Source organism: Amycolatopsis sp. MtRt-6 (assembly GCF_017308975.1).
Lineage (GTDB): Bacteria > Actinomycetota > Actinomycetes > Mycobacteriales > Pseudonocardiaceae > Amycolatopsis.
The window spans coordinates 333,320-359,411 of record NZ_JADWPD010000002.1 but is presented as its reverse complement, the minus strand read 5'-3'; the positions used below and the strand labels follow the sequence as shown (position 1 = coordinate 359,411).

Annotated in this window: 25 protein-coding genes and 2 pseudogenes; 18 read left to right on the top strand and 9 right to left on the bottom strand. The window is 72.9% G+C overall.

The window, feature by feature from the left end:
* Nucleotides 1–196: 196 nt before the first annotated feature.
* Nucleotides 197–322: pseudogene (locus tag I4Q55_RS50905) on the bottom strand (putative Ig domain-containing protein); the annotation flags it as partial.
* Between the two features lie 22 nt (nt 323–344).
* On the opposite strand from I4Q55_RS50905, the gene I4Q55_RS05225 reads away from it, so the two are divergent.
* The 5 genes from I4Q55_RS05225 (at nt 345) to I4Q55_RS05205 (ending at nt 4,252) form a co-directional block, all read left to right on the top strand.
* Entirely contained in the window at nt 345–548 is a 204-nt protein-coding gene (locus I4Q55_RS05225) for a hypothetical protein (RefSeq protein WP_206784851.1), read from the top strand.
* A gap of 165 nt (nt 549–713) precedes the next feature.
* Nucleotides 714–887, top strand: coding sequence for a hypothetical protein (locus I4Q55_RS05220; RefSeq protein WP_206784850.1), 174 nt, complete (start codon nt 714–716; stop codon nt 885–887).
* An 806-nt stretch (nt 888–1,693) separates the two neighbouring features.
* Nucleotides 1,694–2,701 (top strand): permease, encoded by a 1,008-nt coding sequence (locus I4Q55_RS05215; protein WP_206784849.1) that lies wholly within the window; start codon nt 1,694–1,696, stop codon nt 2,699–2,701.
* Nucleotides 2,698–3,387: a TIGR03943 family protein gene (locus tag I4Q55_RS05210; RefSeq protein ID WP_206784848.1), complete on the top strand. Its 690-nt coding sequence runs from the start codon at nt 2,698–2,700 to the stop codon at nt 3,385–3,387. Before I4Q55_RS05215 ends, I4Q55_RS05210 begins: the two co-directional genes overlap by 4 nt.
* Nucleotides 3,388–3,436: 49 nt before the next feature.
* Nucleotides 3,437–4,252, top strand: coding sequence for a hypothetical protein (locus I4Q55_RS05205; protein ID WP_206784847.1), 816 nt, complete (start codon nt 3,437–3,439; stop codon nt 4,250–4,252).
* Here I4Q55_RS05205 and I4Q55_RS05200 read toward each other — a convergent pair.
* Nucleotides 4,249–4,662 (bottom strand): DUF6069 family protein, encoded by a 414-nt coding sequence (locus I4Q55_RS05200; RefSeq protein ID WP_206784846.1) that lies wholly within the window; start codon nt 4,660–4,662, stop codon nt 4,249–4,251. The two genes, I4Q55_RS05205 and I4Q55_RS05200, sit on opposite strands and share 4 nt — an antisense overlap.
* A gap of 65 nt (nt 4,663–4,727) precedes the next feature.
* On the opposite strand from I4Q55_RS05200, the gene I4Q55_RS05195 reads away from it, so the two are divergent.
* Nucleotides 4,728–5,216, top strand: coding sequence for a MarR family winged helix-turn-helix transcriptional regulator (locus I4Q55_RS05195; protein WP_206784845.1), 489 nt, complete (start codon nt 4,728–4,730; stop codon nt 5,214–5,216).
* A 42-nt stretch (nt 5,217–5,258) separates the two neighbouring features.
* On the opposite strand, the gene I4Q55_RS05190 is transcribed toward I4Q55_RS05195, so the two are convergent.
* Entirely contained in the window at nt 5,259–7,205 is a 1,947-nt protein-coding gene (locus tag I4Q55_RS05190) for an NPCBM/NEW2 domain-containing protein (RefSeq protein ID WP_206784844.1), read from the bottom strand.
* Nucleotides 7,206–7,401: 196 nt separating this feature from the next.
* Here I4Q55_RS05190 and I4Q55_RS05185 point away from each other — a divergent pair, with 196 nt between their 5' ends.
* From I4Q55_RS05185 to I4Q55_RS05175, 3 genes are read left to right on the top strand one after another with little or no spacing between them, the layout of a single operon-like run.
* Complete coding sequence (locus I4Q55_RS05185; RefSeq protein WP_206784843.1) at nt 7,402–8,127, top strand: (Fe-S)-binding protein; 726 nt, start codon at nt 7,402–7,404, stop codon at nt 8,125–8,127.
* Nucleotides 8,128–8,144: 17 nt separating this feature from the next.
* Entirely contained in the window at nt 8,145–9,593 is a 1,449-nt protein-coding gene (locus I4Q55_RS05180; RefSeq protein ID WP_206785030.1) for a lactate utilization protein B, read from the top strand.
* The gene (locus tag I4Q55_RS05175) at nt 9,590–10,174 is read left to right on the top strand and encodes a lactate utilization protein C (protein WP_206784842.1); all 585 of its coding nucleotides are present in this window, start codon (nt 9,590–9,592) and stop codon (nt 10,172–10,174) included. Before I4Q55_RS05180 ends, I4Q55_RS05175 begins: the two co-directional genes overlap by 4 nt.
* Here the strand turns inward: I4Q55_RS05175 and I4Q55_RS05170 are convergent.
* Entirely contained in the window at nt 10,171–10,788 is a 618-nt protein-coding gene (locus tag I4Q55_RS05170; protein ID WP_206784841.1) for a TetR/AcrR family transcriptional regulator, read from the bottom strand. The genes I4Q55_RS05175 and I4Q55_RS05170 overlap by 4 nt on opposite strands.
* A gap of 116 nt (nt 10,789–10,904) precedes the next feature.
* Between I4Q55_RS05170 and I4Q55_RS05165 the strand changes: the two genes are divergently transcribed.
* The 3 genes from I4Q55_RS05165 to I4Q55_RS05155 are packed head-to-tail and all read left to right on the top strand — an operon-like array spanning nt 10,905 to nt 14,208.
* The gene (locus I4Q55_RS05165) at nt 10,905–12,437 is read left to right on the top strand and encodes a long-chain fatty acid--CoA ligase (RefSeq protein ID WP_206784840.1); all 1,533 of its coding nucleotides are present in this window, start codon (nt 10,905–10,907) and stop codon (nt 12,435–12,437) included.
* Nucleotides 12,438–12,448: 11 nt separating this feature from the next.
* The gene (locus I4Q55_RS05160) at nt 12,449–13,441 is read left to right on the top strand and encodes an LLM class flavin-dependent oxidoreductase (protein WP_206784839.1); all 993 of its coding nucleotides are present in this window, start codon (nt 12,449–12,451) and stop codon (nt 13,439–13,441) included.
* 11 nt (nt 13,442–13,452) lie between these two features.
* Nucleotides 13,453–14,208 carry an SDR family NAD(P)-dependent oxidoreductase gene (locus I4Q55_RS05155; RefSeq protein WP_206784838.1) on the top strand — a complete coding sequence of 252 codons (756 nt, stop codon included), beginning with the start codon at nt 13,453–13,455 and terminating at the stop codon, nt 14,206–14,208.
* 47 nt (nt 14,209–14,255) lie between these two features.
* Here I4Q55_RS05155 and I4Q55_RS05150 read toward each other — a convergent pair whose 3' ends face one another.
* The 3 genes from I4Q55_RS05150 to I4Q55_RS05140 form a co-directional block, all read right to left on the bottom strand.
* Entirely contained in the window at nt 14,256–15,599 is a 1,344-nt protein-coding gene (locus I4Q55_RS05150; protein ID WP_206784837.1) for an NtaA/DmoA family FMN-dependent monooxygenase, read from the bottom strand.
* A 10-nt stretch (nt 15,600–15,609) separates the two neighbouring features.
* Nucleotides 15,610–16,806 carry an LLM class flavin-dependent oxidoreductase gene (locus tag I4Q55_RS05145; protein WP_206784836.1) on the bottom strand — a complete coding sequence of 399 codons (1,197 nt, stop codon included), beginning with the start codon at nt 16,804–16,806 and terminating at the stop codon, nt 15,610–15,612.
* A 123-nt stretch (nt 16,807–16,929) separates the two neighbouring features.
* On the bottom strand, nt 16,930–19,794 hold the full coding sequence (locus tag I4Q55_RS05140; RefSeq protein WP_206784835.1) for a BTAD domain-containing putative transcriptional regulator: 2,865 nt from the start codon (nt 19,792–19,794) through the stop codon (nt 16,930–16,932).
* Between the two features lie 131 nt (nt 19,795–19,925).
* Here I4Q55_RS05140 and I4Q55_RS05135 point away from each other — a divergent pair, with 131 nt between their 5' ends.
* The 4 genes from I4Q55_RS05135 to I4Q55_RS05120 all read left to right on the top strand — a co-directional run bounded on the left by I4Q55_RS05135 (nt 19,926) and on the right by I4Q55_RS05120 (nt 22,775).
* The gene (locus I4Q55_RS05135; protein ID WP_206784834.1) at nt 19,926–20,246 is read left to right on the top strand and encodes a hypothetical protein; all 321 of its coding nucleotides are present in this window, start codon (nt 19,926–19,928) and stop codon (nt 20,244–20,246) included.
* Nucleotides 20,247–20,548: 302 nt separating this feature from the next.
* Nucleotides 20,549–21,184 carry a GntR family transcriptional regulator gene (locus I4Q55_RS05130; RefSeq protein WP_206784833.1) on the top strand — a complete coding sequence of 212 codons (636 nt, stop codon included), beginning with the start codon at nt 20,549–20,551 and terminating at the stop codon, nt 21,182–21,184.
* Between the two features lie 32 nt (nt 21,185–21,216).
* Complete coding sequence (locus tag I4Q55_RS05125) at nt 21,217–21,948, top strand: HAD-IA family hydrolase (RefSeq protein WP_206784832.1); 732 nt, start codon at nt 21,217–21,219, stop codon at nt 21,946–21,948.
* Nucleotides 21,945–22,775, top strand: a complete 831-nt coding sequence (locus I4Q55_RS05120; RefSeq protein WP_242545304.1) for a proline racemase family protein — start codon at nt 21,945–21,947, stop codon at nt 22,773–22,775. Before I4Q55_RS05125 ends, I4Q55_RS05120 begins: the two co-directional genes overlap by 4 nt.
* Here the strand turns inward: I4Q55_RS05120 and I4Q55_RS05115 are convergent.
* The gene (locus I4Q55_RS05115) at nt 22,772–23,350 is read right to left on the bottom strand and encodes a hypothetical protein (RefSeq protein WP_206784831.1); all 579 of its coding nucleotides are present in this window, start codon (nt 23,348–23,350) and stop codon (nt 22,772–22,774) included. The genes I4Q55_RS05120 and I4Q55_RS05115 overlap by 4 nt on opposite strands.
* 83 nt (nt 23,351–23,433) lie before the next feature.
* Here I4Q55_RS05115 and I4Q55_RS05110 point away from each other — a divergent pair, with 83 nt between their 5' ends.
* Together I4Q55_RS05110 and I4Q55_RS50900 are read left to right on the top strand one after the other, a co-directional pair.
* On the top strand, nt 23,434–23,949 hold the full coding sequence (locus tag I4Q55_RS05110) for a VOC family protein (protein WP_206784830.1): 516 nt from the start codon (nt 23,434–23,436) through the stop codon (nt 23,947–23,949).
* Nucleotides 23,846–24,833 (top strand): annotated as a pseudogene (locus I4Q55_RS50900) (substrate-binding domain-containing protein). The gene I4Q55_RS05110 and the pseudogene I4Q55_RS50900 overlap by 104 nt, the downstream one beginning before the upstream one ends.
* 57 nt (nt 24,834–24,890) lie before the next feature.
* On the opposite strand, the gene I4Q55_RS05095 reads toward I4Q55_RS50900, so the two are convergent.
* Nucleotides 24,891–26,081 (bottom strand): hypothetical protein, encoded by a 1,191-nt coding sequence (locus I4Q55_RS05095; RefSeq protein WP_206784827.1) that lies wholly within the window; start codon nt 26,079–26,081, stop codon nt 24,891–24,893.
* Between the last annotated feature and the right edge of the window lie 11 nt (nt 26,082–26,092).

Here is a 26,092-nt window from a genome sequence, read left to right as displayed (position 1 = left end):
GATAACTGCCGGAGTGCGCGGCCTCGCTGCTCGACGCCGTGGTGATCACGCCGCTGGACGCCGTCCACGACGTCGCGCCGCTTTCGAAGCCGGGGTTGGCCGGCTTCTGGCCCGAACAGCCGCTGCCGCCCGGTGCCGTGATCGTCCACGAGAACGTCGTGCTGCCCGTGGCGCCCGAAGAGTCCTTCGCGGTCGCCGTCACCGAGTACGTCCCGGCGGTGGCCGGCGTGCCGGAGATCAGGCCGGCCGCGCTGATCGACAGGCCGGCGGGCAGTCCGGTGGCGGTCCAGGTGTAGCCGCCGCTGCCGCCGGACGCCGACAGCTGCAGGCTCGCCGCCGTCCCGGTGACGCCGCTCTGGCTGCCCGGGTTCGCCGCGGTGACACCACCGGACGACGTGCCGGCGGTGAACGCCGCGGTGCCGTTGGGGGTGCCGAGCCCGGTCGGGCCGTCCCAGCCGGTGCCCGCCTTGCACTGCACCGCCGTCGAGCAGGTGCCGTTGCTGCCGGAGGTGACGTCGTTGAGGTTCCCGGCGTGGGAATACGGGTAGGCGGCCGGGGTGTCGGCGGCGCCGGGGGTGCCGGCGAGCGCGTAGACCGAGGCGATGATCGGCGCCGAGGCGCTGGTGCCGCCGTAGACCACCCAGCCGCTGCCGCCGTAGGTCTGGTAGACCGCGACCCCGGTCTGCGGGTCGGCGACCGCGGAGACGTCGGCGTTGGCGCGCTTGGCGCAGCCGGTCGGCACGTCCTGGAACGCCGGCTTGGCCACGCTGGTCGAGCAGCCGCTGCCGGCGCCGCTCCAGGCGGTCTCGGTCCAGCCGCGGGTGCCGCCGCCCTGGGTGAGCGACGTGCCGCCGACCGCGGTGACGTACTGCGACGACGCCGGGTAGCTGATGCCGTAGCCGTTGTCGCCGGTGCTCGCGGTGATCGCGACGCCGGGGTGGTGGAAGTAGCTGGTGTCGTAGCTCGGCTCGCTGCCGTCCTCACCGCCGCCGTAGCTGTTCGAGACGTACTTGGCGCCCAGCGCGACAGGTCGAGCGGTAGGTGGCGAGGTCGCTTTCGGCGTTGGGTCGTCGTTGGAGTCCACAATGGCCACCGTCGCGGACGCGCTGCCGCTCGCGGTGAGGTTGTACGCGGAGCGCAGCCCGGACGGCCCGAACCCGCTCGGCAGGGCGTCGGGCGCGAGGGCGGCGTGCATGGTGTCGGTCCGGCGTTCGGCGAAACACGTTGCCATGCCGGGCCGCGCGGTCTGGGCGCAGACACGTGCGGTCGGGTGGACCGCGGCCGCGCCGGCGGGCGACGCGGCGGCGGGGAGCGCGGGGACGGTCAAGGCCAAAGCCGCGAAACCGGCTACGGCGAGGACTCTTCGACGCATGGATCACTCCTGGAGAGAAGCTGCGAAGTGGCGGAGCCCCATGGGTGTCCTGTTTATACAGTCGGGCCGCCGCCGGTGACCCCGTTCCGGCGCGGGCAAAGCAATTGGTACCCGCCGCCCCGGCCGTCGTTGCGCCGAATGGCCCGCGGACCAACCGGCCGGCGCGCCACGTTCGGCCCCGATCGGGACGAATCGGCCGGTGCGCCCGTCCGACTTTCGTCGTGAACCGCCCCCGACTTTCGTCGGGCGGAAGTGAACCGGAGGGGCCCATCGTCCGTGTTCAAGGGCGGGTGTGGAGCGGAAGTACGGGAGAAAAACCTGGTGACTGCCATCGACGAAGCACGGCGCGGCGCCGGCCGCCGGGATCGGGAGGGGCAGGGCTGGAACGTCGATCCCGTCCTCGTCCTGACCTTGGTGCTGCTGGTCGGGTTCCTGGCGCAGGGCCCGGTCCGGCGGCTGCTGTCCGCTCCGGCCGTGCAGAGCTGGCTGACGGTGTTCGTGGCGGTGGTCGTGCAGGCGCTGCCGTTCCTGGTCGTCGGCGTGCTGCTCTCGGCCGCGCTCGCGGTCTTCGTGCCACCGTCGGTCTTCACCCGCGTGCTGCCGAAACGGCCCGCGCTGGCCGTGCCGGTCGCCGGGCTGGCCGGGGCGGTCCTGCCGGGCTGTGAATGCGCGTCGGTGCCGGTGGCCGGCGCGCTGGTGCGCGGCGGCGTCCGGCCGTCGGCCGCGGTGGCGTTCCTGCTGTCGGCGCCGGCGATCAACCCGGTGGTGCTGACAGCGACGGCGGTCGCGTTTCCCGGTCAGCCGCGGATGGTCGTCGCCCGGTTCGTCGCGAGCCTCGCGGCGTCGTGCGTGATGGGCTGGCTGTGGCAGCGGCTCGGCCGTCCGGACTGGCTGCGTCCCCGCCCGCATGACCACGGCGAGGGCGCGAGCCGCGGCGAGGTGTTCTGGGGTTCGGTGCGGCACGACGTCCTGCACGCGGGCGGGTTCCTGGTCGGCGGCGCGATGGCGGCGGCGACGCTCAAGGCCGTGGTGCCCGCGAGCTGGCTGGCGGCCGCGGCCGGCCATCCGGTGGTGGCGGTCCTGGCGCTGGCGGTGCTCGCGGTGCTGCTGTCGATCTGTTCGGAGGCCGACGCGTTCGTGGCGGCGTCGCTGACGCAGTTCTCGCCGACGGCGCGGCTGGCGTTCCTGGTCGTCGGCCCGATGATCGACCTGAAGCTCTTCGGCATGCAGGCGGCCACGTTCGGCCGCGGGTTCGCGCTGCGGTTCGCGCCGGTGACGTTCGCCGTGGCCGTGGCGGCCGCGGTCCTGACCGGGGCGGTGCTGCTGTGAACCGGACGGTGCAGGCGATCCTGCTGTTCCTCGTCGGCGGCGTCCTGATCCACGCGGGCGTGAGCGGGCTGTATCTGCGGTACGTCAAGGCCGGCTTGCAGCCGCTGGTCCTGGCGGCCGGGGCGGTGCTGGTGCTCGCGGCCGGGGCGACGGCCTGGTACGCCCGCCGCCGCCCGGCCGGGCACCCGGGGCCGCGGGTCTCGTGGCTGCTCGTGCTGCCGGTGTTCGCGCTGGTCCTCGCGGCGCCCCCGGCGCTGGGCTCGTACAGCGCGATGCGCACCGGCACGGCGGTGACGGCGCCCCGGATCGTCGCCCCGCTCCCGGCGGGCAACCCGGTCCGCCTGCCGGTGATCGACTACGCGGACCGCGCGGTCTACGACCACGGCCGGTCGCTGGCCGGCCGCACGGTGACGCTCACCGGGTTCGTGGCGTTCGACCACGCGGGAGCGCCGTACCTGGTCCGCATGCTGCTGAACTGCTGCGCGGCGGACGCCCAGCCGGTGAAGGTCGGCTTGACCGGGCGGGTGCCGCCGGTGCTGCAGCCGGACTCGTGGCTCGAGGTCACCGGCGGCTATTCGGCCGAGTCGGTGCGGGATCCGGTGAACGGCGGGACGATTCCGTTCGTCGAGGTCGCGGAGGCGCGGCCGGTCGCGGCGCCGGCCGATCCGTACGAAAGCCTGGGATAGGGCGTTCCGCGACTGGTTCCGAGTCGCGGAGTGCGGTACAACCGGAAGCGTGGCCGAGCGCGTCCGGCGCCCTGACCCGCACGTTTCCGTCGAGCGTGACGTGCTGGTGCGGTACCTCGACGCCTGGACCGCGACCGTGCTGCGGTCGCAGCGCGGCGGCACCTACGTCGAGTGCGGCGGCTTCGCCGCCGATGCCTGGCGCGTCTTCGGCGAGTTCGCCGACCGGCTCGCCGACCACCGCCTGGAGGCGGTGCTCGTCGGGCGGGAGTCCCCGGGCGAGGCGCCGGCGGGGCTGGTCGTCCGGACCGTCGCCGACCTGGGGGAGGTCGACGTGGCCGGGCCGATGCTGGCGCACCTGTCCGGCGCCTGGCCGCCGTCGCTGGTGCGGGGCAGGGCACACGAGGTCCTGCTCACCGCCGACCCGGGCGCGGACCACCGCGAGCGGCTGCGGGCGGCGGGGCTCGGGTGCGCGGTGGCCGTCGACCTGGTGGCCGACGACGGCACCGCCCGGACGCTCGTCTTCGCGACGGCGGACAGCCGCCACCTCGCGACGTTCAAGACCGAGCTGTGGGCGGTGGACGAGTTCGCGGGCATCCGTTACCGCGACCCGCACGACGCCGAGCGCACGCTGGTCGACATCTCGCTCACCCCGCAGCTGCTGCCGTTGCGGCGCGCGCTGCTGGCGGAACTGGACCGCCGGGGTCCCCGGACCGTCGCCGAGCTGCAGCGGTTCGCCCTGCTCGAAACGATTTACCGGGCTGAGGACGCCGTCGGCGCGCTGTCCGCCGCGGTGGCTGCCGGGCAGGCCGCGCGGGAACCGGAGAAGGGCCGGCTGGGCTCCCGCACGGTCCTCTCGGTGAGCTAGTCGATCGCCGCGGCGGCGACGGTGCCCGGTGTCAGGGTCGGGCGGAGCGCGGCGACGATCGCGGTGGCGACGACCACGTGCATCAGCATCAGCCCGGCGACGTTGGCGGCGGTGGCGCCCGCGGTGAGCAGCAGCAGGTCCGGGACCCAGGTCAGGACGAGGACCGCGGGGACGACCACGCGCAGCGCCTTCGGGGCCGTGCGGGCGAGCACGAACCAGCCGATCGTGCCCAGAAGCAGCCCGACGGCGGTGAAGGGCAGGTAGATCGCGGGGGACAGGCCCATGTGGATCCCGCCGTCGTCGAGCGCCGTCGCCGCCAGCGCGATGACGGTGTTCGCCGCGGCGGCGGCCAGCAGGGCGATGCCGAGCCGGACGGCGGTGGCCGCCGTCGGCTTGGGGGTGGGGGTCATCGAGGTCTCCTTGGGTTGCGTGTTCAACCCAAAAGGTAGGTTGGGTTGCGTGTTAAAGTCAAGACGTGTCCGACGAAGAACTGGTCCGCTGGCTGGACGAAGACGAGCGACGCGCCTGGATCAACCTGGCGAAGGTCCTGCTCACGCTCCCGGGCGCGCTGGAGAGCCAACTGCTGCGCGACGCCGACCTGACGCTGCTGGGTTACATGATCTTGGCTCGCCTGTCGGCGTCGCCGGGGCGGAGCCTGCAGATGAGCGAGATCGCGAAGATGGCCAACGGCTCACTGCCCCGGATCTCGCACGCGGTCGCGCGCATGGAGGACCGCGGCTGGGTGAAGCGCGAGGTCTGCACGGGCCAGGGCCGCCGCTTCACGACGGCGACGTTGACCGAAGCGGGCCTGACGCACTTGGCGGCGTCGGCGCCGGGGCACGTGGAGACGGTCCGCCGCCTGGTGATCGACCCGCTGGGTGAGGACTTCCTGCGGCTCGGGGACGCGGTGGAACGGATCGTCGAGACCCTGGGGGTGCCCACGGAGGTGCTCAAACCCCGGTAGCGGCGGGAGTGTTGTCCACAATGGACAACACTCCCGGCGCGCTCAGCAGCTGAGGTACGGGGACAGCCAGTCGCCCCAGTCCCCGGCCGACCCGTCGCCCGCGTCGTCCACCGCCAGGGCCAGCACCTGCACGCCCGTCACCGGCACGACGAGGCGCTGTGCCGCGTCCCCGTGCCGCATGTCGCCCGTGGCCTCCAGCTCCACGCCGTCGCCCAGGACGCGGAAGCCGAGCGTTCCGTTCGGGCCGCGGTCGTCCACGCCGACCGTCGCCGTGAACTGCTTGCACTTGCCGCCGAGGTAATAGCGGACCACCGAGGGGGCGTGCGCGCCCAGGCCGCCGTGGGTGTCGGTCTTGCCGTTGATCGTCAGCGGGTGGCCGTTGTCGGTGCTGTCGCGCTCGACCGGGCCGAGGCCGTTCTCCGACGACATCCACGGCTGCGTGTTGAGCAACCCGTTGGTGTAAGGCGGGTTCGGCGCGAGCAGCAGTGGCGCTTCGGCGGACGCGGAAACGCTCCGCGCGCCCTGTGCGGTCGTGTAGGTCACCGTCGCCGGCATCTTGAACGGCTCCGTGGCCGTCGAGGCCGGGTGCAGCGTCACCGCCGTCTCCCAGGTGGCGCCCGGGGCGACGGTCGCCGTGTCCGCCTCGGCCGGGCTGTCGAACTGCCACTGCGCGGGGGCGGTCAGCCGCAGGTGCGCGCCGGTGATCGGGGTCGAACCGGCGTTGGTGAACTTGACCGTGGCCGTGACCGGCTGGGCCGGCGGCACCGAGTCGGGTAGCTCGACGGTCAACGACGTCCGCGGCGCGGCTGCCGTGCCCGTCGGCCAGACGCGCAGGACGGTGGCCGCGTGCCGGCCGACGGTGCCGCCGAGCGCGCCCGTCGTCTCGGTTTCGTCGCCCGTCCACAGGTCGCGCACGCGGTAGGTGGCCGCGGCGGGGAGCCCGGCGTCGGCGACGGACGTGGTGATCGGCGCGGCCAGCTCGCCGCGGTTGAACAGCACCAGCACCGCCGAGCCGTCGGACATCGGCTTCGTCCACACCTCGGTCCAGCCGGTGTCACGCACCTTGTGCCCGGCGACACCCGCCCAGTCCTGGTTGACGGCGATGATGTCGGGGTTGCCCAGCTCGGCCGCCGGCAGCGTGGCGTCGGCCGCCAGCGCCATGTCGGCCACCAGCGGGGCGTTCAGCACCGCCCACAGCCCGAGTTTCGCCTGGCGCTCCGCGGTGTCGAGGTAGCTGAAGGTGAACGAACCCGGGTTGTTCCAGCCGCCGGGGCCCTGGTACCCGTCCAGGCCGTACTGCTTGTCCAGGCTGCCGGTCGAATAGCCGAAGTTGAACGTCGCGTTCTTGTACGTGCGCCACACGTTCGCGCCCGCCGCCCGTGCCCACAGCCACGGGCTCTGGGAGCGGTCGTAGTCGTCGACTTCCAGGGTGATCGGCCGGCCGGTGCGCTTCAGCGCGTCCGCCATCTTCTTGACCCGCGCGGCCGCGTCGCCGTTGACGCTGTAACAGGTGTCGTAGCGCAGGTAGTCCGCGCCCCAGGCGGCGAACGTCTGCGCGTCGAGGTCCTCGTTGCCGAGCGAGCCCGCCGCCTGGCCGCTGCACGTCTTCGCGCCGGTGCCGCTGTAGAAGCCGATCTTGAGCCCGCGCGAGTGCACGTAGTCGACCAGCGCGGGGATGTCCGTCGAGAAGGTGCTGCGGGCGGTCAGCTTGCCCGCGGCGTCGCGCTGGGCGGCCTGCCAGCAGTCGCCGAGCATGACGTACTCGTACCCGGCGTCCCGCAGCCCGGAGCTGACCAGCTGGTCCGCCGCGGCCTTCACGACGTTTTCGCTCGAGTTGTAGAGGCAGTAGGGGTCCCCGGTCGCCCAGGTGATCCCCAGCGGGGGTCTGTCGCCCGGGACCGGGTCGGGTGGCGTATCGGCCGACGCCGGGACGGCGGTGGCGGTGGCGGCCAGGAAAAGTGCGCAGAGCAGCACGGAGAGTCGTCGCATTTTGGTCCCCTCCAGAAACGGACAAGACTCCCAGGATCACCGGGCCGTGCGATCGGGTCAAGGCGGGTAAAACTGCCCTGGCCGGGAGTGCCGCTCCGCGGAGAATCACCGCGGGCTTGAAACGTAACAACGCATCGTAGTAGCGTCAGCGAGACAGCGATTTGAAACCTTTCAGTCAGCGGGAGCGGGTGGACGCATGAAGGTTGCCGTGCTCGTCACCTGCATCAACGACTCGCTGTTCCCCGACACCGGCAAGGCGGTGTTCCGGCTGCTGCGCCGCCTGGGCGTGGACGCGGACTTCCCGCAGGCGCAGACCTGCTGCGGCCAGCCGATGGTCAACACCGGCTACCTCGACGAGGCCGTGCCGGTGGTCCGCGCGTTCACCGAGGCGTTCGCCGGGTACGACCACGTCGTCACGCCGTCGGGCTCGTGCGCGGGATCGGCCCGGCACCAGCACGGCCTGGTCGCGCGGCGCGCGGAGGAGCCCCGGCTGGCCGAGACCGGGCCGAAGGTCCACGAGCTGAGCGAGTTCCTCGTCGACGTGCTCGGCGTGACGGACGTCGGCGCCTACTTCCCGCACCGCGTCACCTACCACCCGACCTGCCATTCGCTGCGCATGCTCGGCGTCGCCGACAAGCCGTTGCGGCTGCTGCGCGCGGTACGCGGCCTCGACCTCGTCGAGCTGCCCGCGGCGGAGGAGTGCTGCGGGTTCGGCGGCACGTTCGCGGTGAAGAACGCCGAGACGTCGACCGCGATGGGCGCGGACAAGGCCCGGCACGTCCGCTCCACCGGCGCGGAGGTGCTGGTCGCGGGCGACAACTCGTGCCTGCTGCACATCGGTGGCCTGCTGTCGCGGCAGCGGTCCGGGGTGCGCGTGCTGCACCTGGCCGATGTGCTGGCTTCGACGGAGGAGGACGCGTGAGTGCCACGTTCGTCGGTATGCCCGCTTTCCCCGCGGCGGCGCGCGAAGCGCTCGCCGACACGCAGCTGCGCCGCAACCTCGCCCACGCCACCGGCACGATCCGCGCCAAGCGCGCCGCCGTCGTCGGCGAGGTGGCCGAGTGGGAGGAACTGCGCCTGGCCGGCGCGGCGATCAAGGACAACACCCTGCGCCGCCTCGACGAGCACCTGCTGACCCTCGAGGCCGCGTTGCAGGCGCGGGGGACGACCGTGCACTGGGCGCGCGACGCCCGGGAGGCCTGCGACATCGTCGCCCGCATCGCGCGGGACCACAGGGTCGACGAGGTCGTCAAGGTCAAGTCGATGGCGACCCAGGAAATCGGCCTCAACGAGGCACTCGCCGAACACGGCGTCACCGCCTGGGAAACCGATCTCGCCGAGCTCATCGTCCAGCTCGGCGACGACCTGCCCAGCCACATCCTGGTACCGGCGATCCACCGCAACCGCGCGGAGATCCGGGAGATCTTCCGCCGCGAGATGGCCGCCGCGGGCCGTCCGGCGCCGGACGGCCTGACCGACGAGCCCGCCGAGCTGGCCGGTGCCGCCCGGCTGCACCTGCGCGAGAAGTTCCTGCGCGCCAAGATGGCCGTCTCCGGCGCGAACTTCGCCGTCGCCGAGAGCGGCACCCTCGTCGTCGTCGAGTCCGAGGGCAACGGCCGGATGTGCCTGACCCTGCCCGAGGTGCTCGTTTCCGTGGTGGGCATCGAAAAGATCGTCCCCACGTGGGCCGACCTCGACGTCTTCCTCCAGCTGCTGCCGCGCTCCAGCACGGGGGAGCGGATGAACCCCTACACCTCGACGTGGGCGGGCGTGGTCCCGGACGACGGGCCGCGGGAGACGCACGTGGTGCTGCTGGACAACGGCCGCAGCCGCGCGCTCGCCGACGAGGTCGGCCGGCAGGCGCTGCGCTGCATCCGCTGTTCGGCGTGCCTGAACGTCTGCCCGGTCTACGAACGCACCGGCGGGCACGCCTACGGCTCGGTCTACCCCGGGCCGATCGGCGCGATCCTCAACCCGCTGCTCAAGGGCGTCGGCGTGGACGAGCAAACCGACTCGCTGCCGTACGCCTCCAGTCTGTGCGGCGCCTGCTTCGAGGCGTGCCCGGTGCGCATCGACATCCCGGAAGTCCTGGTGCACCTGCGTTCCCAGGTCGTCGACGCGCATCGCGGCGGCACCCCGAAGCCCGAGGCGGTGGCGATGAAGGCGGCGGCCTGGACGCTGTCCGACGCTCGCCGGCTCGGCGTGGCCGAACGCGGGCTGGGCGCCGCGAACCGCGCGCTGACCCGGTTCGGCCGCCGCCTGCTCCCCGGCGGCCGCCGGGCCCTGTCCCGCCTGCCGTGGCCGGGTTCACTGTGGACGGACACCCGGGATCTGCCCGCCCCGCCGCGCGAGTCGTTCCGGTCCTGGTGGCGAAGGGGCGGGCGATGACCGCGCGCGAGGAGATCCTGGCGGCCGTCCGCGGGGCGCTGCGGACCGCGGACCGGACCGAAGCCGTGGTCCCGCGGGGGTACCGCGCCGCCACCGTCGCCTCGGTGGTCGACCTGTTCGCCGACCGCGTGACCGACTACCGCGCCGTCCTCACCCGGTGCACCGGCGCCGGGCTGCCGGAAGCCATCCGCGCGGCGCTGGGCCCGGCGCGGAAGGTCCTGGTGCCCGAAGGGTTCCCGATCGACGTCGAAGGCTCGTCGCCGGACGGGGTCGCGGCGGAGTTCGAGGCCGTCGTCACCACTGCCGCGCTAGGCATCGCGACCACCGGCACCCTCGTGCTCGACCACGGCCCCGGTCAGGGGCGGCGGGCGCTGAGCCTGCTGCCGGACCTGCACGTGTGCGTGCTCCGGGCGGAGCAGATCGTGGCCGGGGTGCCCGAGGCGGTGGCCGCGCTGGACCCGGCCCGCCCGCAGACCTGGATCAGCGGTCCGAGCGCGACCAGCGACATCGAGCTGACCCGGGTGGAAGGCGTGCACGGGCCGAGGAACCTGCACGTCATCGTCGTCACGGGCGGAAGTTAGCCGACCAGGCGGGGGAACAGCTCCCGCACTCCGCGCCGCAGGTCGTCGAGGGCTGTTTCCTCGCCGGCGAGGTGGCGCAGCAGGGCCTGCTGGAACAGCCCGTCGAACAACGCATACGCGTCGGCCTCGGAGCAGGTCGGCCGGCTCTCCGCCAAGTCGGCGTACGCGCTCACGTTGCGCCAGATCATGTCCCGCAGGCTGGCGTCGATCTCGGCGACGTCCTCGCGGAACGCCGGTTCGAACAGGGACTGCGTGCGCAGGTCGTACCACATGCGGTGCATCAGCGGCGCCTCGGCGAGCGCCGTCGCCAGTCCGTCCGCGCAGGCGGCGGCCAGCTCTTGCGGGGTGGCCGCCTCGCCGACGCCGCCCTCGTAACGCTGGACGCACGCCGCCTTGTAGCGCCGTACGCAGTAGGTGATCAGCTCGACCTTGTCGGCGAAGTAGTAGTGCAGCAGCCCGTGGGAGAACTTCGTGTGCTCCGCGATCGTGCGCAGGCTGGTGCGGGCGTAGCCGAGGTCGGCCAGTGCCAGCAGCGCCGCGTCGGCCAGTTCCCGGCGGCGGTCCTCGAACTTGTCGGCGGGGGTCCGGCGCCTCACGGCGGCTGCGCTGGTCACGCCCCCGAAGATACCATCGCGCGCTTTTCTGACCAATCGTCCAAGAAAATCTTGACATTCGTCCAAACGGCGGTCATGGTCTTCACCAGCCACCGGCGAAGTCGGGAGGGACGACGATGTCTCTGTTCTTCTACCTGGAGAAAGGCGCCTCCCTGGACCCCGGGGCGCCCTGCTTGACCCTCGACGGGGTCTCCCGCAGCTACGGCGAAGTCGCCGACCTCGCCGAGGCGGTCGCCCGCGCGTTGCGGCGCTCGGGCGTCGCTCCGGGGGACAAGGTCGGGATCCTCTCGGCCAACGACCCGACCGCGTTCACCTGCGTCTTCGGCATCTCCCGGGCCGGCGCGGTGTGGTGCCCGATCAACCCGCGCAACGCCGCGAGCGAGAACGCCGAGCTGCTGGACCTCTTCGACTGCACCACGCTGGTCTTCCAGCCCGCCTTCGAGGACCTCGTCCGCCGGATCGCCCCGCAGCTGCCGAAGCTGACCACGCTCGTGCGGCTCGGGGAAAGCGACGACTTCGCGCCCGGGTTCGACGCCTGGCTCGACGCCGCCCGCGAAGACCCGCCGGCCGCGGCCGCCCCACCGGACGACGTCGTCGCCCTGGTCGGGACCGGCGGCACCACCGGCCGTCCCAAGGGCGTCATGCTCACCGGCCGCAACCTCGAGACGATGTCGGCGATCACGCTGATGAGCTACCCCTTCGAGGGCCGCCCGGTCTACCTGGCCCTGGCGCCGCTGACGCACGCGGCCGGCGTCCTGTGCTTCCCGGTCCTGGCCCGCGGTGGCGAGGTCGTGATCATGGCCAGGCCCGACGTCGGCCGGTTCCTGGAGCTGATCGAACGCCACCGCGTGACTCACACGTTCCTGCCGCCGACGCTCATCTACCTGGTGCTCGGCCACGAAGCCCTGAACGGCACGGATCTCTCGTCGCTGCAGTGCTTCTGGTACGGCGCGGCCCCGATGTCGACGGCCCGGCTGGCCGAGGCCCTCGACCGGATCGGGCCGATGGCCCAGCTGTTCGGCCAGTCCGAAGCGCCGATGATGATCTCGACGCTCTCACCCGCCGAGCACCGCCGTCCCGACGGCACCGTCCACACGGGACGGCTGGCGTCGGCGGGCCGTCCCGCGCCGCTGGTCACGGTGGCGATCCTCGACGGCGACGGAAACGCCGTCCCGCAAGGCGAACGCGGCGAAATCTGTGTCCGCGGCTCGCTCGTGATGGCCGGCTACTACCGCAACCCCGAGGCGACCGCGGAGGCGTCGGCGCACGGCTGGCACCACACCGGGGACATCGGTTTCCTCGACGGCGAAGGCTTCCTCCACATCGTGGACCGCGCCAAGGACATGGTCATCACCGGCGGGTTCAACGTCTACTCCGCCGAGGTCGAACAGGCGGTGCTGGCCCACGACGCGGTCCGCGACTGCGCCGTGGTCGGCCTGCCCGACGACAAGTGGGGCGAGCGCGTCACCGCCGTCGTCCAGCTGCGGCCCGGCCGGGAACTGGACCGCGCCGAGCTGATCGCGTTCGTCAAGGACCGCGTCGGGAGCGTGAAGGCCCCGAAGCAGATCGAGATCTGGTCCGACCTGCCCCGCTCGACCGTCGGCAAGGTGCTCAAGGCCGAAATCCGCACCACCCTCACCGCCCGCTGAAGGGAACCACCATGAAACTCGCGCTCTACCTGCCGAACTTCCGGGACAAGGTGACCGTGCGGGAGCTCGAGGACCTCACCGCGCTCGCCGAGGACCTCGACTTCGACTCCGTCTGGACGCTCGACCGGATCATCGTGCCGGAGACGTCGGACACCCAGGAGATGCAGTACTCCTTCGGCATGATCGAGGGCTTCCCCAAGGGGCTGCCGGTCAGCTCGCGCGGCGAGTTCCTGCAGGGCATGCCGCTCATCCCGTGGCTTGCGGCGAAGACGTCGAAGGTGCGGATCGGGATGAGCGTCATCGACACGCCCTACCGCGCGCCCGGCGTCCTCGCCGCGGAACTGGCGACCATCGACCACCTTTCCGGCGGCCGGTTGAACGTCGCCGTCGGCTCCGGCTGGATGCCCGAGGAGTTCGCCGCCGCGAGCGCGTCGCACCTCTTCCCGAAGCGGCACAAGCACGTCCGGGAAACCCTGGAGATCATGCAGGGCATCTGGACCAACGACGTGTTCGAGTACCACGGCGAGTTCGCCGACTTCCAGCGCAGCGGGTTCGGCGCCAAGCCGGTGCAGAAACCGCACCCGCCGATCTTCTTCAGCGGCCTCAAGGACGCCAAGCGCTCGGCCGCCCGCATCGCGAAGTACGGGCTGTCCGGCTGGATCGGCATCCAGGACTCGCCCGAGGACATCCGGCGCTGGCGCACCGAGATCCAGCGCGAGCTCGAAGCCCTCGACACCCCGCGCTCGGTCGACGACCTCGAGATTTCGAGCATGATCTGGTTCGTCGTCACCGACCAGGAGATGGACCAGAGCCCGCTGGGCAAAGGCACCAACCTGCTCGTCGGCTCGCAGGCGCAGATCACCGACCAGCTCAAGCGCTACCGGGAAGCCGGGCTGACGATGCCGTTCCTGTGGCCGCCCTTCCAGGACGTCCCGGTGGCGAAGACCCTGGACGACATGAAGCGGCTCAAGGAAGAAATCCTCCCCAAGATCGAAGCGATGTGAAAGGGACCAGCATGTCCGAACTCGCGGGAAAGCGCGTCTTCGTCACCGGCTCCGGCGCCGGCATCGGCAAGGCGATAGCGGCGCTGTTCACCGAACGCGGCGCCCGGGTCGTCGTCAGTGACCTCGACACCCTGGCGGCCAAGCAGGCGGCCGGCGAAATCGGCGCGGCCGGCGTCGCCAACTGCGACGTCACCGACGAAACCCAGGTCCAGGCGGCGATCGAGCAGGCGGTCGACCTCCTCGGCGGCCTCGACGTCCTGGTGAACAACGCCGGGATCGAGGTGTCGTCGCCGCTGCTGCAGCAGCCGACGGAGAGCTTCGACCGGATCTTCGCGGTCAACGTGCGCGGCACGTTCGTGACAATGAAGGCGGCGACCCCGCACCTGGTGGAGTCGAAGGGGAACATCGTCAACATCGCGTCGATCGCGGGCCTGGGCGGCAGCCCGCTGCTCGGGTCGTACTGCGCGACGAAGGCGGCGGTCATCCAGCTGACCCGCGTCGCGGCGGTCGAGATGCGCCCGACGGGCGTCCGGGTCAACGCCGTCTGCCCGGGCTTCGCGGACACGGCCATGGTCGAGCGCCTGGTCCCGGATTTCGAGGCGGCGACCCAGGTGCCGTTCGGCGACCTGGTCGCGGCCAAGCAGGGCAGGCTGGGCACCCCGCAGGACATCGCGGAGGTGGCGGCGTTCCTGGCGTCCGACCGGGCGAGCTGGATCACCGGCAGCCACTACGTCCTCGACGGCGGGCTGACCGCGTCGCTGGTCTGAGCCGGTCCGGACTCCCCGGGCGGGCAGGCCCGCCCGGGGAGGACTCCTCACGCGTCGAGCGGCGCCAAGCCCAGGTGGTCCCGCAAGGTCGTCCCCGGGTACTCGGTCCGGAACGAGCCGCGCTCCTGCAGCAGCGGGACCACCTTGTCCGCGAACTCGTCGAGACCGCCCGGCGTCACGTGCGGGACCAGGATGAAGCCGTCGCTCGCGTCGGCCTGGACCAGGTCGTCGATGGCCGCCGCCACCGTTGCCGGTGCGCCGATGAACGTCTGGCGGCCGGTCACCTCGATGATCAGGTCGCGGGTCGACAGGTTCTTCGCCTCGGCGAGCTGCCGCCACTCGCGGGCCGTCGCGAGCGGGTCGCGGTACATGCGGACGCTGGCGCGGCCCGGCGCGATCGTGGACCCGTCGACCACCGGGTCGGTCGACGGCAGCGGGCCGTCGGGGTCGTGGCCGCTCAGGTCGGTGTTCCAGACCTGCTCGAGGAACTTGATCGCGGTCTGCCCGCTGACCTGCTGCCGCCGCACCACGTGGGCGCGCTCGTGGGCGTCGACGTCGGTGTCGCCGAGCACGAACGTCGCCGCGGGCAGGATCACCAGCTGCTCCGGCTCGCGGCCGTACTTCGCCAGCCGGCCCTTGACGTCGGAGTAGAACTTCTGCCCGGCTTCGAGGGTGCCGTAGCGGCTGAAGATCGCGTCGGCGGTGGCCGCGGCGAACTCGCGGCCCTCTTCGGAGTCGCCGGCCTGGATGATCACCGGGCGGCCCTGTGGGCTGCGCGGCACCGGGAACCGGCCTTCGATGGCGAAGTGGGCGTCGTGGTGGGCGAAGGCGCCCGCGGCGGGATCCCGCAGGAACACCCCGGTTTCCGGATCGGCGGCGACCTCGTCGCCGTGCCACGAGTCGAACAGCTCCCAGGCGGTGCGCAGGAACGTCTCGGCGCGGTCGTAGCGCTGGTCCTGTGGCAGGAACCCGCCGCGGCGGAAGTTCTCGCCGGTGAAGGCGTCCCACGACGTCACGACGTTCCACGCGGCGCGCCCCGCCGAGAGGTGGTCGAGCGAGGCGAACTGCCGCGCCACCTCGAAGGGCTCGTTGAACGTCGAGTTGATCGTGCCCGCCAGGCCGAGCCGCTCGGTCACCGCGGCCAGTGCCGACAGCACGGTGAAGGTGTCCGGGCGGCCGACGACGTCGAGGTCGTAGATCTGGCCGCCCTGCTCGCGCAGCCGCAGGCCTTCGGCGAGGAAGAAGAAGTCGAACTTCGCGCGCTCGGCGGTCTGCGCGAGCTTGACGAAAGAGCTGAATTCGATGTGGCTGCCGGCTTCGGGGTCGCTCCACACCGTCGTGTTGTTGACGCCGGGGAAGTGCGCCGCGAGGTGGATCTGCTTCCGGGACATCTCGGCCTCCTCAGACGGCGGCGTAGCGGTTGGCGGGCCGGGGAAGACCGAGCAAGCCGCGCAGGGTGCTCGCCTCGTACTCGGTGCGGAAGGCGCCGCGGGACCGCAGCACGGGGACCAGGCCGCGGGTGATCGCGGTCAGGTCGTGCGGGACCGCGCCCGGCCGCAGCCGGAAGCCCGAGAGCCCGGCGCGCTGCCAGTCGAGCAGCAGGTCGGCCAGCCCGGCCGGGGTGCCGGTGAAGACGAAGGCGTCGGAGGTGTACTCCGCGCCGAACCGGTCGTCGAGCCGGGCCTTGCGGTCCGCGGCGGCCCGCTCGGTCTCGCCGAGGAACACGACGACGTCGCCGAACACGTGCAGGGTCTCGCCGGCGCGGCCGGCCCGCTCCTGCTCGTCGCGCACCGCGGCGACGATCGTGGTGGCCTGCTCGCGGTCGAACGGCGTCACGTAGCCGACGTCGGCGGAGCGGGCGGCGAGCCGGTAGGGGACGGCGGCGTGCGCCAGCGCCGTGACCGGCGGCTGGCCCTGCGGCGGCCGCGGCGTGATCGACGGGCCCTTGACCGAGAACCAGCGCCCGCTGAAGTCGATGTAGTGCAGCTTCTCGCGGTCGACGAACCGGCCGGTGGCGACGTCGCGGATCTCGGCGTCGTCCTCCCAGCTGTCCCACAGCCGGCGCAGCACCTCGACGTAGTCGGCGGCCTCGTCGAACAGGTCGGCCGGCGGGCTCGGCCGGTCCGGCTCGGCGGAGTCCGCGAGCCGGAACTCGCCGAGCTCGCGGCGGCCGAAGTGCCGGTTGTCGTCGGCCCGGCCGGCGACCTGCACGCGGACGCCGGCCCGGCCGGCGCTGACGTAGTCGAGCGTGGCGATCGCCTTCGACAGGTGGAACGGCTCGGTGTGGGTGACCACCGCCGTCGGCACCAGCCCGATGCGCGAGGTCAGCGGCGCGACGCGGGCGGCGATCAGCACGGCGTCGAGGCGGCCCTGAACGATGTCGGTCCGCTCGCCCGGCCGGTCGAGGGGGTTCACCGTCTGCAGGGCCAGCGAGTCTTCGAAGGTGACGAAGTCCAGCTTGGCGGCCTCGGCTTCGCGGACCAGGTCGGTCCAGTACCCGGCGGTGAGCAGGTCGCGCGGCCGCGCCCCGGGTTCGCGCCACGCGGCGGGGTGCCACCCCGTTCCGTCCAGCGCGACGGCGATCCGTGGTCCTGTCATCCCGGCGTTCCCTTCTCTTCGGCCCGTCTCCGCAGTGTGCGCCGGATTCCGCGGGCGGGGCGGAAGCGGCCAACTGCTGGGACGGCGCCGGTGGCGGGAATAACGGCGGGCACCCGCGCCGGTTCAGGCACCCGCGTCGAGGGCCGCCTGCAGGTCTTCGGCGCGCTCGGGCAGCCCGATCGCGCGCCACAGCTCGGCCGCCAGGCCCAGGTGGCGCCGGGCCGCGGCCGGGTCGCCCAGTTCGCGCTCCAGCTCGCCGAGCTGTTGCCAGCACGCGGCTTCGTTGCTGCGGTCGCCGTTCATGCGGAACACGTGCGCCGCGCGGTGGAGGGCCGAATCCGCACGGGACCGGTCGCCGAGCTCCGCGTAGATCACGCCGAGCCGCTGGTCGGTGTAGGCGCCGCACCGCTCGTCGCCGATTTCGTTGAAGATCGTCAGCGCTTCGGTGAGGTCGCGCAGCGCGGCCGGGGTGTCGCCGACGCCCAGGTGGTAGCGGCTGAGCGTGCGGAGGATGACCGCCTGCCGGTGCCGGTCGCCGAGCTGCCGGGCGATCCGCAGGCCCTCCTCGATCCACCGGCCCGCGTCGTCGGCGCCCTGGTCGAAGCCGATGATGCCGATGGCCGTCCGGATCTGGGCCTCCGCCTGGCGGTGCCCGGCGGCCACCAGGTGGGCCAGCGCCTCCTTGTCGACGGCCAGTGCCGCGTCGAGTTCGCCGCGGACGCGGTGCACGGTGCCCAGGCTCGCCAGGGCGAGCCCTTCGCCGCGCCGGTCGCCGACGGCCTGGTACAGCTTCACGCAGCGGCGCAGGTCGTGGCGGGCCTCGGCCATCTCGTCGAGGTAGATGTGCACCTGGCCGAGCCCCTGCAGCAACGCCGCTTCGCCGTGGGCGTCGCCGGCCGCGGCGGCGGCCTCCAGCGCGATCCGGTGGCTGCGGTTCCAGTCCTGGTAGAGGCTGCGGTGGTCGTAGTACGGCACCGCGGCCACCGCCAGCTCCCAGGCGAGCTCGGCCATGCCCCAGTCCGCCGCGAGCTCGATCGCCCGCAGCAGCGTCCCGCGTTCGGCGTCGAACCAGGCCAGCGGGTCGACGACCCGGTAGTCCGGGGTCCAGCGCGGCGCGCGGCCCGGCGTCGGCCGGAAGAGGCTGGGGTAGCAGCGGTCGCGGGCCTGCTCGGCGAGGGCGAGCCAGGCGGACAGGACCCGCTCCACCGCCGCCCGGCGCTCCTCGACCGGGTAGCACTCCTGCGCGCCTTCCGCCGCGTAGGTGCGCAGCAGGTCGTGCAGCCGGTACCGCGGCTGGCCGACGCGGTCGGTCGTCACCAGGCGCACGAGGTAGGCGTCGACGAGGGCGTCCAAGACGTCGTCGCCGGCCGGGCGGCCGAGGAGCGGGCCGATCACCCACGCGGGGAGCGTTTCCGCGCCCAGCAGCCCCAGCAGCCGGAACGCCCGGACGGCGTCCTCGGGCAGCAGGCGCAGGCTCAGGTCGAAGTTGGCCCGCACGTCGAGGTCGCCGACCCGCAGCTCGCGCAGCCGCCGGGACTCGTCCGCCAGCCGGTCCCGCAGCACCCGCAGGGTCCACGCGCGCCGGCCCGCGAGCTTCGCCCCGGTGATCCGGATGGCCAGCGGGAGGCGGCCGCACAGCCGGACGATCGCGGCGGCCTGCTCCGGTTCCCGCTCGACGCGCTCGGCGCCGGCGACGCGGGCGAGGAGGTCGCGGGCGTCTTCCGCGGACAGCACGTCCAGCTCGACGTGCTCGGCGCCGGCCAGGTCCGCCAGCCGGTGGCGGCTGGTCACCACCACCGCGCACCCCCCGGACGGCGGCAGCAGCGGCCGCACCTGCCGGGCGTCCGCCGCGTCGTCGAGCAGCACCAGCATCCGGCGATCGGCCAGCCGCGACCGGTAGAGCGCGGCTCGTTCGTGCAGGCCGGGCGGCATGACCGCGTCGGTGACGCCGAGCGCGCGCAGCAGTTCGGCCAGCATCATCGCCGGGTCGCGCGGGACGGCGGAGGTGCCGGCGAGGTCGAGGTAGAGCTGGCCGTCGGGGAACGCGTCGCGGGCGTCGTGGAGTGCGCGCACGGCGAGCGCCGACTTGCCGGTCCCGGGCGCGCCGGCGACGACCACCACCCGGCGCTCGGCCAGCAGGCCCAGCAGCTCCGCGAGCGGCTCGGCCCGGCCGGTGAAGTCCGGGATGTCGGCGGGCAGCTGGGCGATCGGCCGCTGCTCCCGGGTCGCGGTGACCAGGTCGAGACCGGGGTCGGCGCGCAGGATCTGCGCGTGCACGCGCTGCAGGCCGGGCCCGGGGTTGGCGCCGAGCTCCCGGGCCAGCAGCTGCTGGATGTCGTGGAACACCGCGAGCGCGTCGCCTTGGCGGCCGCTGCGGTAGAGCGCGATCATCAGCAGCTCCCGTACGCGCTCGCGGTACGGGTGCTCGCCGGCGAGCCGGGACAGCTCCGGGATGGCCGGCGCGTGCTCCCCGCGCAGCAGGTCGAGCTCGGCGAGGTCTTCGAGCGCGCCGAAGCGGTACTCGTCCAGCCGGGCCCGCTCGGTGGTGGCCGCGGGGGTGTCGATGCCGCTGAAGGCGGGGCCGCGCCACAGCGTCATCGCCTCGGCGAGGTGGGCCCGGGCCGCGGTCAGGTCACCGTCGCCGCGGGTCTCGCGCGCCCGGGCCAGCCGGGCCGCGAACTGGGTGCTGTCGAGCTGATCGGGGGCGACCCGCAGCAGGTACCCGGTGCCCACCGTCCGCAGGGCGCCGTCGTCGAGGTCCAGCGACCGGCGGACGTCGCCGACGTACTTCTGGACGAGGTTGACCGCGCTCCGCGGCGGCTGCCCGCCCCAGGCGCCCTCGATGATCTGCTCGCGGTCCACCCGCTGGTTGGCGTGCAGCAGCAGCATCCCGAGCACCCGGAGACCCTTGCCGGAACCGACGTCGACCGGGTCCGCGCCGCGCCAGGCCGCGATCGGCCCGAGCACGCCGAACCGAACACCAGGCATGCGAACGCCCCCTCCCCCCGGCGAGGGTACCCCCGACCGGCCACGTTCCGTAAGACTGCAGTGCCACTGCAGTGGACGCTGCCAGGCTCCCCGTTCGGCCACTGATCACGTGCCGGCGGGGGAGGTCCACGATGGGAGTCGGCACTGTGCTGCGCCGCGGCGGTACGGGGCACCGGGTGACGGCGATCGTGGCCGTGGCGGCCACGGTCCTCGCCGGGACACCGGCCGCGACCGCGGCACCTGCGCCGTCCGGCGTCGACGTGCCGCGTACGCCCGGCCCCGGCCGGGCGGGTCCCGCCTGTGGGCCGGGCCGCTGGGTCAGCATCACGCTGGCGACGGGCAAGCCGGGCGGGACCCGCCGCGTGTTCATCGAGCTGACCGACGCGGCGCACGGCACCAAGGCGTCCGGCGCCTGCCGGCGGCCCGGGTCCGGGGAGCGCAGCCGATCCTGACGGGGGAGAACCGCCGGACCGCGTCGGTTGCGCCTGCTGGGCGGGCAACGCCGGGGTGCCGGAGGGGGCGGATCAGGAGTGGGTGATGGCGACCTTGCTGAGGGGCCCCGCGCCGAACGCGGCGAACGCCTCGCCGACGCGGTCCAGGGGATAGGTGGCGGTGACCGGGATCCGCAACGCGCCCGACGCGCCGGACCGCGCCGCTCTCGCCCGGGCGATGTCCCGCTCCGGACGCGCCGTCCCCGAGCCGTGACCGGGGTTCGTGCCAGACTGTCAGCCTGTCCGACCGGGAAGGGGATCGGGTGACCGTGCCGTTGCGGGGCATCAGCACGCGCGACGCCCTCGTCGCGGAAATCCGGCGGCACATCCTCGGCGGCGAGCTCAAGCCGGGGGAGCCGCTCACCGAGGTCGGCCTGGCGACCATGTTCGGCGTGGCGCGCCCGACCGTGCGGTCGGCGCTGCAGGAGCTGCTCGCCCGCAACCTCGCCGAGCGCACGGCCGGGCGCTCGCTGCGCGTCCCGGTGTTCACCGCCGACGACGTCCGCGACCTGTTCTTCGTCCGCGCGCCGCTCGAGCTCGAGGCGGTCCGGCGGATCGTCGCCGAGCAGCGTCCGGTCGACGCCGCGGAAGCCGGGCTCGCCGCGATGGAGGCCCTGGCGCCGAGTGCGAGCTGGGGTGACCGGGTCGACGCGCACACGAAGTTCCACGTCGCGCTGATCGGCTGCGCCGGCAGTCCGCGCCTCGACCGGATCTACCCGGCGATGCAGGAGGAAATGCAGCTCTGCCTGGCCCAGCTCAGCGACTCCTACCCGGGGGCGGGCGACCTCGCGGCGGAGCACCGCGTGCTGCTGGACGCCGTGCGGTCCGGGGACGGGGAACGCGCGGTCACGGCGATGCGCGAGCACCTGGACCACGCTCAGCGCAGCTTAATCGGCTGACGGCCATTGTTATACTGTCATACACTGACCGCGTGACGGATCTGACGAAGTTCACGGCGCTCAGCTTCGACTGCTACGGGACCCTGATCGACTGGGAAGCAGGCATCACGGCGGTCCTGTCGCCGTGGGCCGAGGGGCTCGGGGTCTCCGACGAGGAACTCCTGGTCGCCTACGCCGGCAACGAGGCCGCCGTCGAGCGCGAAGCCCCGGCCACGCGGTACCCGGAGGTGCTGGCGGAGGCGTTCCGCCGCACCGGCGCCGGCCTCGGGCGCGAGGTGACCGGCGACTGGGCGCGCCGGCTCGGGGAGTCCGTGCCGGACTGGCCCGCGTTCCCGGATTCGGCCGGCGCGCTGGCGCGGCTGGCCGAGCACTACCAGCTGATCATCCTGTCCAACGTGCACCGCGCGGGGTTCGCGGGCAGCAACGAGCGCCTGCGCGGGAGGTTCGCCGCGATCATCACGGCGGAGGACGTCGGTGCCTACAAGCCCGCCCCGAACCACTTCCGCGCGCTGGACGAGACGTTGCCGTCCCTGGGCGTCGCGCGCGAGGAACTGCTGCACGTGGCGCAGAGCTTGTTCCACGACCACGTGCCGGCGAAGCGGGAAGGGCTGCCCTCGGTGTGGATCAACCGCCGTCACGACCGGCCGGGCTGGGGTGCCACACCCGAGCCCGGTGGCGACTGGTCCGCCGACCTGGAGTACCCGTCGATGGGCGCCTTCGCGAACGCGGTGGACCACGCGTTCGCCGGCAGGGGACTTCGATGACCATCGACCAGGTATCCACCACCGACTACCACACCGGCGGCGAGCCGTTCCGCATCGTCGCCGAGCCGCCCGTCGCCATTGCGGGCGCGACCGTCGCCGACCGCCGGATGTCCGCGATCCACGATTCCGATGTGGACACCCTGCGCAGGCTGCTCTGCTCGGAACCCCGTGGCCACGCGGACATGTACGGCGGGTTCATCACCCCGCCCGACGACCCGGGTGCCTGCTTCGGCGTGCTGTTCTGGCACCAGGACGGGTTTTCCACCGCGTGCGGGCACGGTTCGATCGCGCTCGCCGTCTGGGCGCTGGACACCGGCCGCGTCGCCCGGGATCCCAGTGGGACCACCGAGGTCGTGATCGACGTCCCGTCCGGCCGGGTCACGCTGCGCGTGCACCCGGGCGGCGTCGACTTCGTCAACGTCCCGAGCTACGTGCCGGCCGAGCAGGTCGCCGTCCCTACGGCACGCGGCGAGGTGCCGGTCGACGTCGCCTATGGCGGCGCGATCTACGCCCACCTCGACGCGGCGAGCGTCGGCCTTTCGGTGACGCCGGAGCACTACCGGGACCTCATCGCGATCGGGCGCGAGGTCAAGTGGGCGCTCAACGACTCCGAGCACGCCCGCCACCCGCTCGACGACCGGCTGGGCGGCATCTACGGCACGGTCCTCTACGACGACCTCGGCACCGGACCGGCGAGCACCGGTTCATCCTCGACCCCGCAGACCCGCTCGGCACGGGCTTCGTCCTGCGCTGAGCGGACCGGAGGAAAACACGCCCGGTGTCGTCGCGCCGCAGGCCGATCACGTAGTAGTGGCGGCGTCTGCTAAAAGGAAAAGTCGCCCCTGGCGACGCGCCGGTTCGACCACAGCATCAGGCCCACCGACAATCCCGTCAGCGCGAGGCCGAGTGCCCACGCCAGTGCGCCCAGGACCACCATGGGCGTAGCCCAGGACAGGTTCGTCCCGAAGAACCACACCGCCTCCGCGCCCAGGGCCAGCGACGCCATCGCCGGGTAGATGAGGACCATCGGCTGGATCCAGGTCTTCGCCAGGACGCGTCTCAGCCGCAGGTCGCCCCGCCGCTCCGTCAGCCACTGCTCGTAGCCGAGCCCGCCGGGTACCTTGGGGCCGAGCTCGGTTCTTATGTAGTGCGCCGCCCGGTTGATGAGGTCGTGGCTGTGGACCCATTGGGTGCAGAGCAGGTAGGCGGCGAACGGGATGATCAGCAGCAGCGGCATGCGTCCGCTGCCGGAGAGGGCGAACCCGAACACCGCGCCGGTGGTGGTGATCAGCACCGTGGTCGTCTTCCACTGCTGCTCGGAATGCAGCACGATTTCGGCGCGCAACGCGGTGAATTCGGCCAGGGGCCCGGCGTGGGTCTCGGCGGCACGTCTGCGAAACATCATTCCCTCTCCATCCACCAAGCGGACAAGAACTGACCTGTATCGCCGTTACCGTGAGGTCACCAACTCGAAGGGAACTCACGATGACCGCTACCCCCGACGGCTACACCACGGTCGCCCCCTGGGTCGTCACCAAGGACACCGGTGCGCTGCTGGACTTCGTCGCCGCGGCCTTCGACGGCGTCGAACTGGGCCGGGTTCCGCTGGAAGACGGCAGCATCGGGCACGCCGAGATCCGGATCGGCGACACGGTCGTGCTCGCGTTCGACCAGCACGACGACTGGCCCGACCTGCCGTCGCTGCTGCGCGTCTTCGTGCCCGACGCCGACGTCGCGTTCGACGCCGCGCTGCGGGCGGGCGCGAGCGAGGTCACCGCGCTGTCGGACAACGCGTTCGGCCAGCGTGGTGGCCGGGTCCGCGATCCTTTCGGCAACATCTGGTGGATCACCGCCGCCGTCGAAACCGTGGCGGCGGACGAGGGCATGCGCCGGCTGGGTGAGCCTCGGTACCAGGAACAGATGCGGGTCGCGCAGGAAACCCTCGACGCCGAGCTCAGCGGCCGCGCCCGCGGGCGGGCGAGTGCGGTGCTCACGTCGTAGGCGTTTCCCCGGGCCGGCCTCGCTCTGTCCACTGAGGACAGGGCGAGGCCGATCGCGCGACGCCGGTCCGCGAGTTCGTGTGCGGCTCGCCGACAGGTGGTGGAATACGCCCTCGCCCTGCTGGGGGTCAGCGACTCCCGCGCCTTGGTCGCGGACGACGTCACCACACCGTCGATGGCCATTGTGGTGTCGGCGATGGAGCGGGCGGCCGGCGGCGCGGGCGCTGGTGCTCACCTCCGGCCGGGTCGAGGCCGGCGCGCTGGCCGGACGGCTGCTCGCGGAGCTGCGCGCGTACGAGCACGACGGCGGCCGCGTGGTGATCGTGGGGGACACGGACCTGCCGTTCCACTCCGTCCGGTTCGACAACCGCGGGGCGGCGGCCCGGCTCGGCCGGTACGTGGCCGGGACGGGGCACCGGCGGGTCGTGATCGTCGCCGGCGCGCCGGGGCAGGCCGCGCCGGAGGCTCGGACGGCGGGGCTGGTCGAGGGCCTGCGCGCGGGCGGCGTCGACGAATCCGCCGTGCGGATCGTGCCCTGCGCGGTGAGCCGGGAGGGCGGGTACGAGGCGGCGCACCGCCTGGCCGCCGAAGGGCTGCGGGGGACCGACGCCGTCCTGGCGGTCAACGACCTGATCGCCGTCGGCGCTGCGCGCGTTGCGCGAGGCCGGGGTCGCCGTGCCGGCTGACGTGTCGCTGACCGGGTTCGACGACATCCGGCCGGCGGTCAACGTCACGCCGAGGCTGACCACGATGGCGCTGCCGCTCGCCTACGCCGGCACCGAGGCGATCGGGCTCGCCCTCGGCGAACCCGGCGCGATCACCCACGTGACCGTCGAAGGGCGGCTGGTGGTCCGGGACAGCACACGGGACCGGGCGGCCGGCTGATCCGGAGCGCGGAATGCGTTTTCCGCCGAAGCGGGCGAAGTCGCGCGGTGAAGCGGGTCAGGCCGGCTCGGCGTCGGCCATGAGGGCGCGCAGCCGCGTGCCGTGCTCGGCGACCTCGCCGAGCAGAGCGTGGCCGGCCTCGTCGCCCCACAGCTTGCCGACGAGCCGGCGGTACTCCGGCAGCCGCGGGAGCTTGCTGTCGAGCCGGAAGAGGATGGCCAGCGGGCGCCGCTGCCACCAGCGGCGGATCCAGTCGACGGGCTGCGTCACCAGCAGGGCGCCGTAGCTCGTCGGCAGGGCCGGGCCGGCCGCCGCCTTCACGGCCTTCTCGGTGAGGTTGAGCATCTCGGTCAGCGACACGGTTTCGCGGTCGGGGCCGCTGGCTTCGGCCAGCAGCGTGCGGTACCTGGCCAGCAGCTTCCGGCGCTCCCGGACCGTGTCGGCGGTGCGCAGCGCGGCCTTGAAATCGCCGAAGTAGCGGCGATAACGGCGGAATTCGTCGCGCACGCGCAGCAACTGCTCCGGGACGTCGTCGAGCGACGACGCCCGCGAGAGCACCAGCGCGCTGATCGGCGGGATCGGGACGGTCGACATCGCCGCCCACTCGGCGACGAGATCGCCGCCGTTGAGCGGCTCGTCGAGCGATTCGCTGACCTTGTCGTACAGCTGACGCGGCAGCGACCGGTACGTCTTCTGCAACGTGCCCGCGACGAACGGCACCCGGTCGAAGTCCGGGAAGTAGTCGAGGCCGTGCGCGGCGGCCACGAGGAGGTAACCGTTGCCGCGGTACATCCGCTCCTTGACCGAGCCGTCCCGGCTGCGGCTGCTGGCGTACCCGCCGAGCGCGTCGACCTGGGCGAGGAGGTTGTTCAGCCCGGTCGTGTAGTCGAGGCCGGTCACCGCGCCGGTCGCGTCGACGGTGGGGCCGGGACCGCCGGCGTCGAGGGTGATGCGCTTCGCGAGCTCGTCCGGCAGCCGCAGCATGACGCGCCGGAGCTCGTCGGCGGACAGGGCCGGCCGGAACGTGCGGTAGAGCCCTTCCCCGCCGAGCCGCCGGCCCAGGACGGTTTCGCGTTCGTCCGCCGCGTCGAGCGCTTCCAGCCGGTCGAGGAGCACGACCGCTTCGCAGAGCGCGCAAAGATCGAGGAAGAACGGCAGGGTGAGGGCGTCCGGACGAGTCAGGACCGTGCTCGCGTTGCCGACCAGGGTCTGGGTCACCAGCGCCACGTTTTCCCCGGTTTCGGCCACGTCGCCCATTC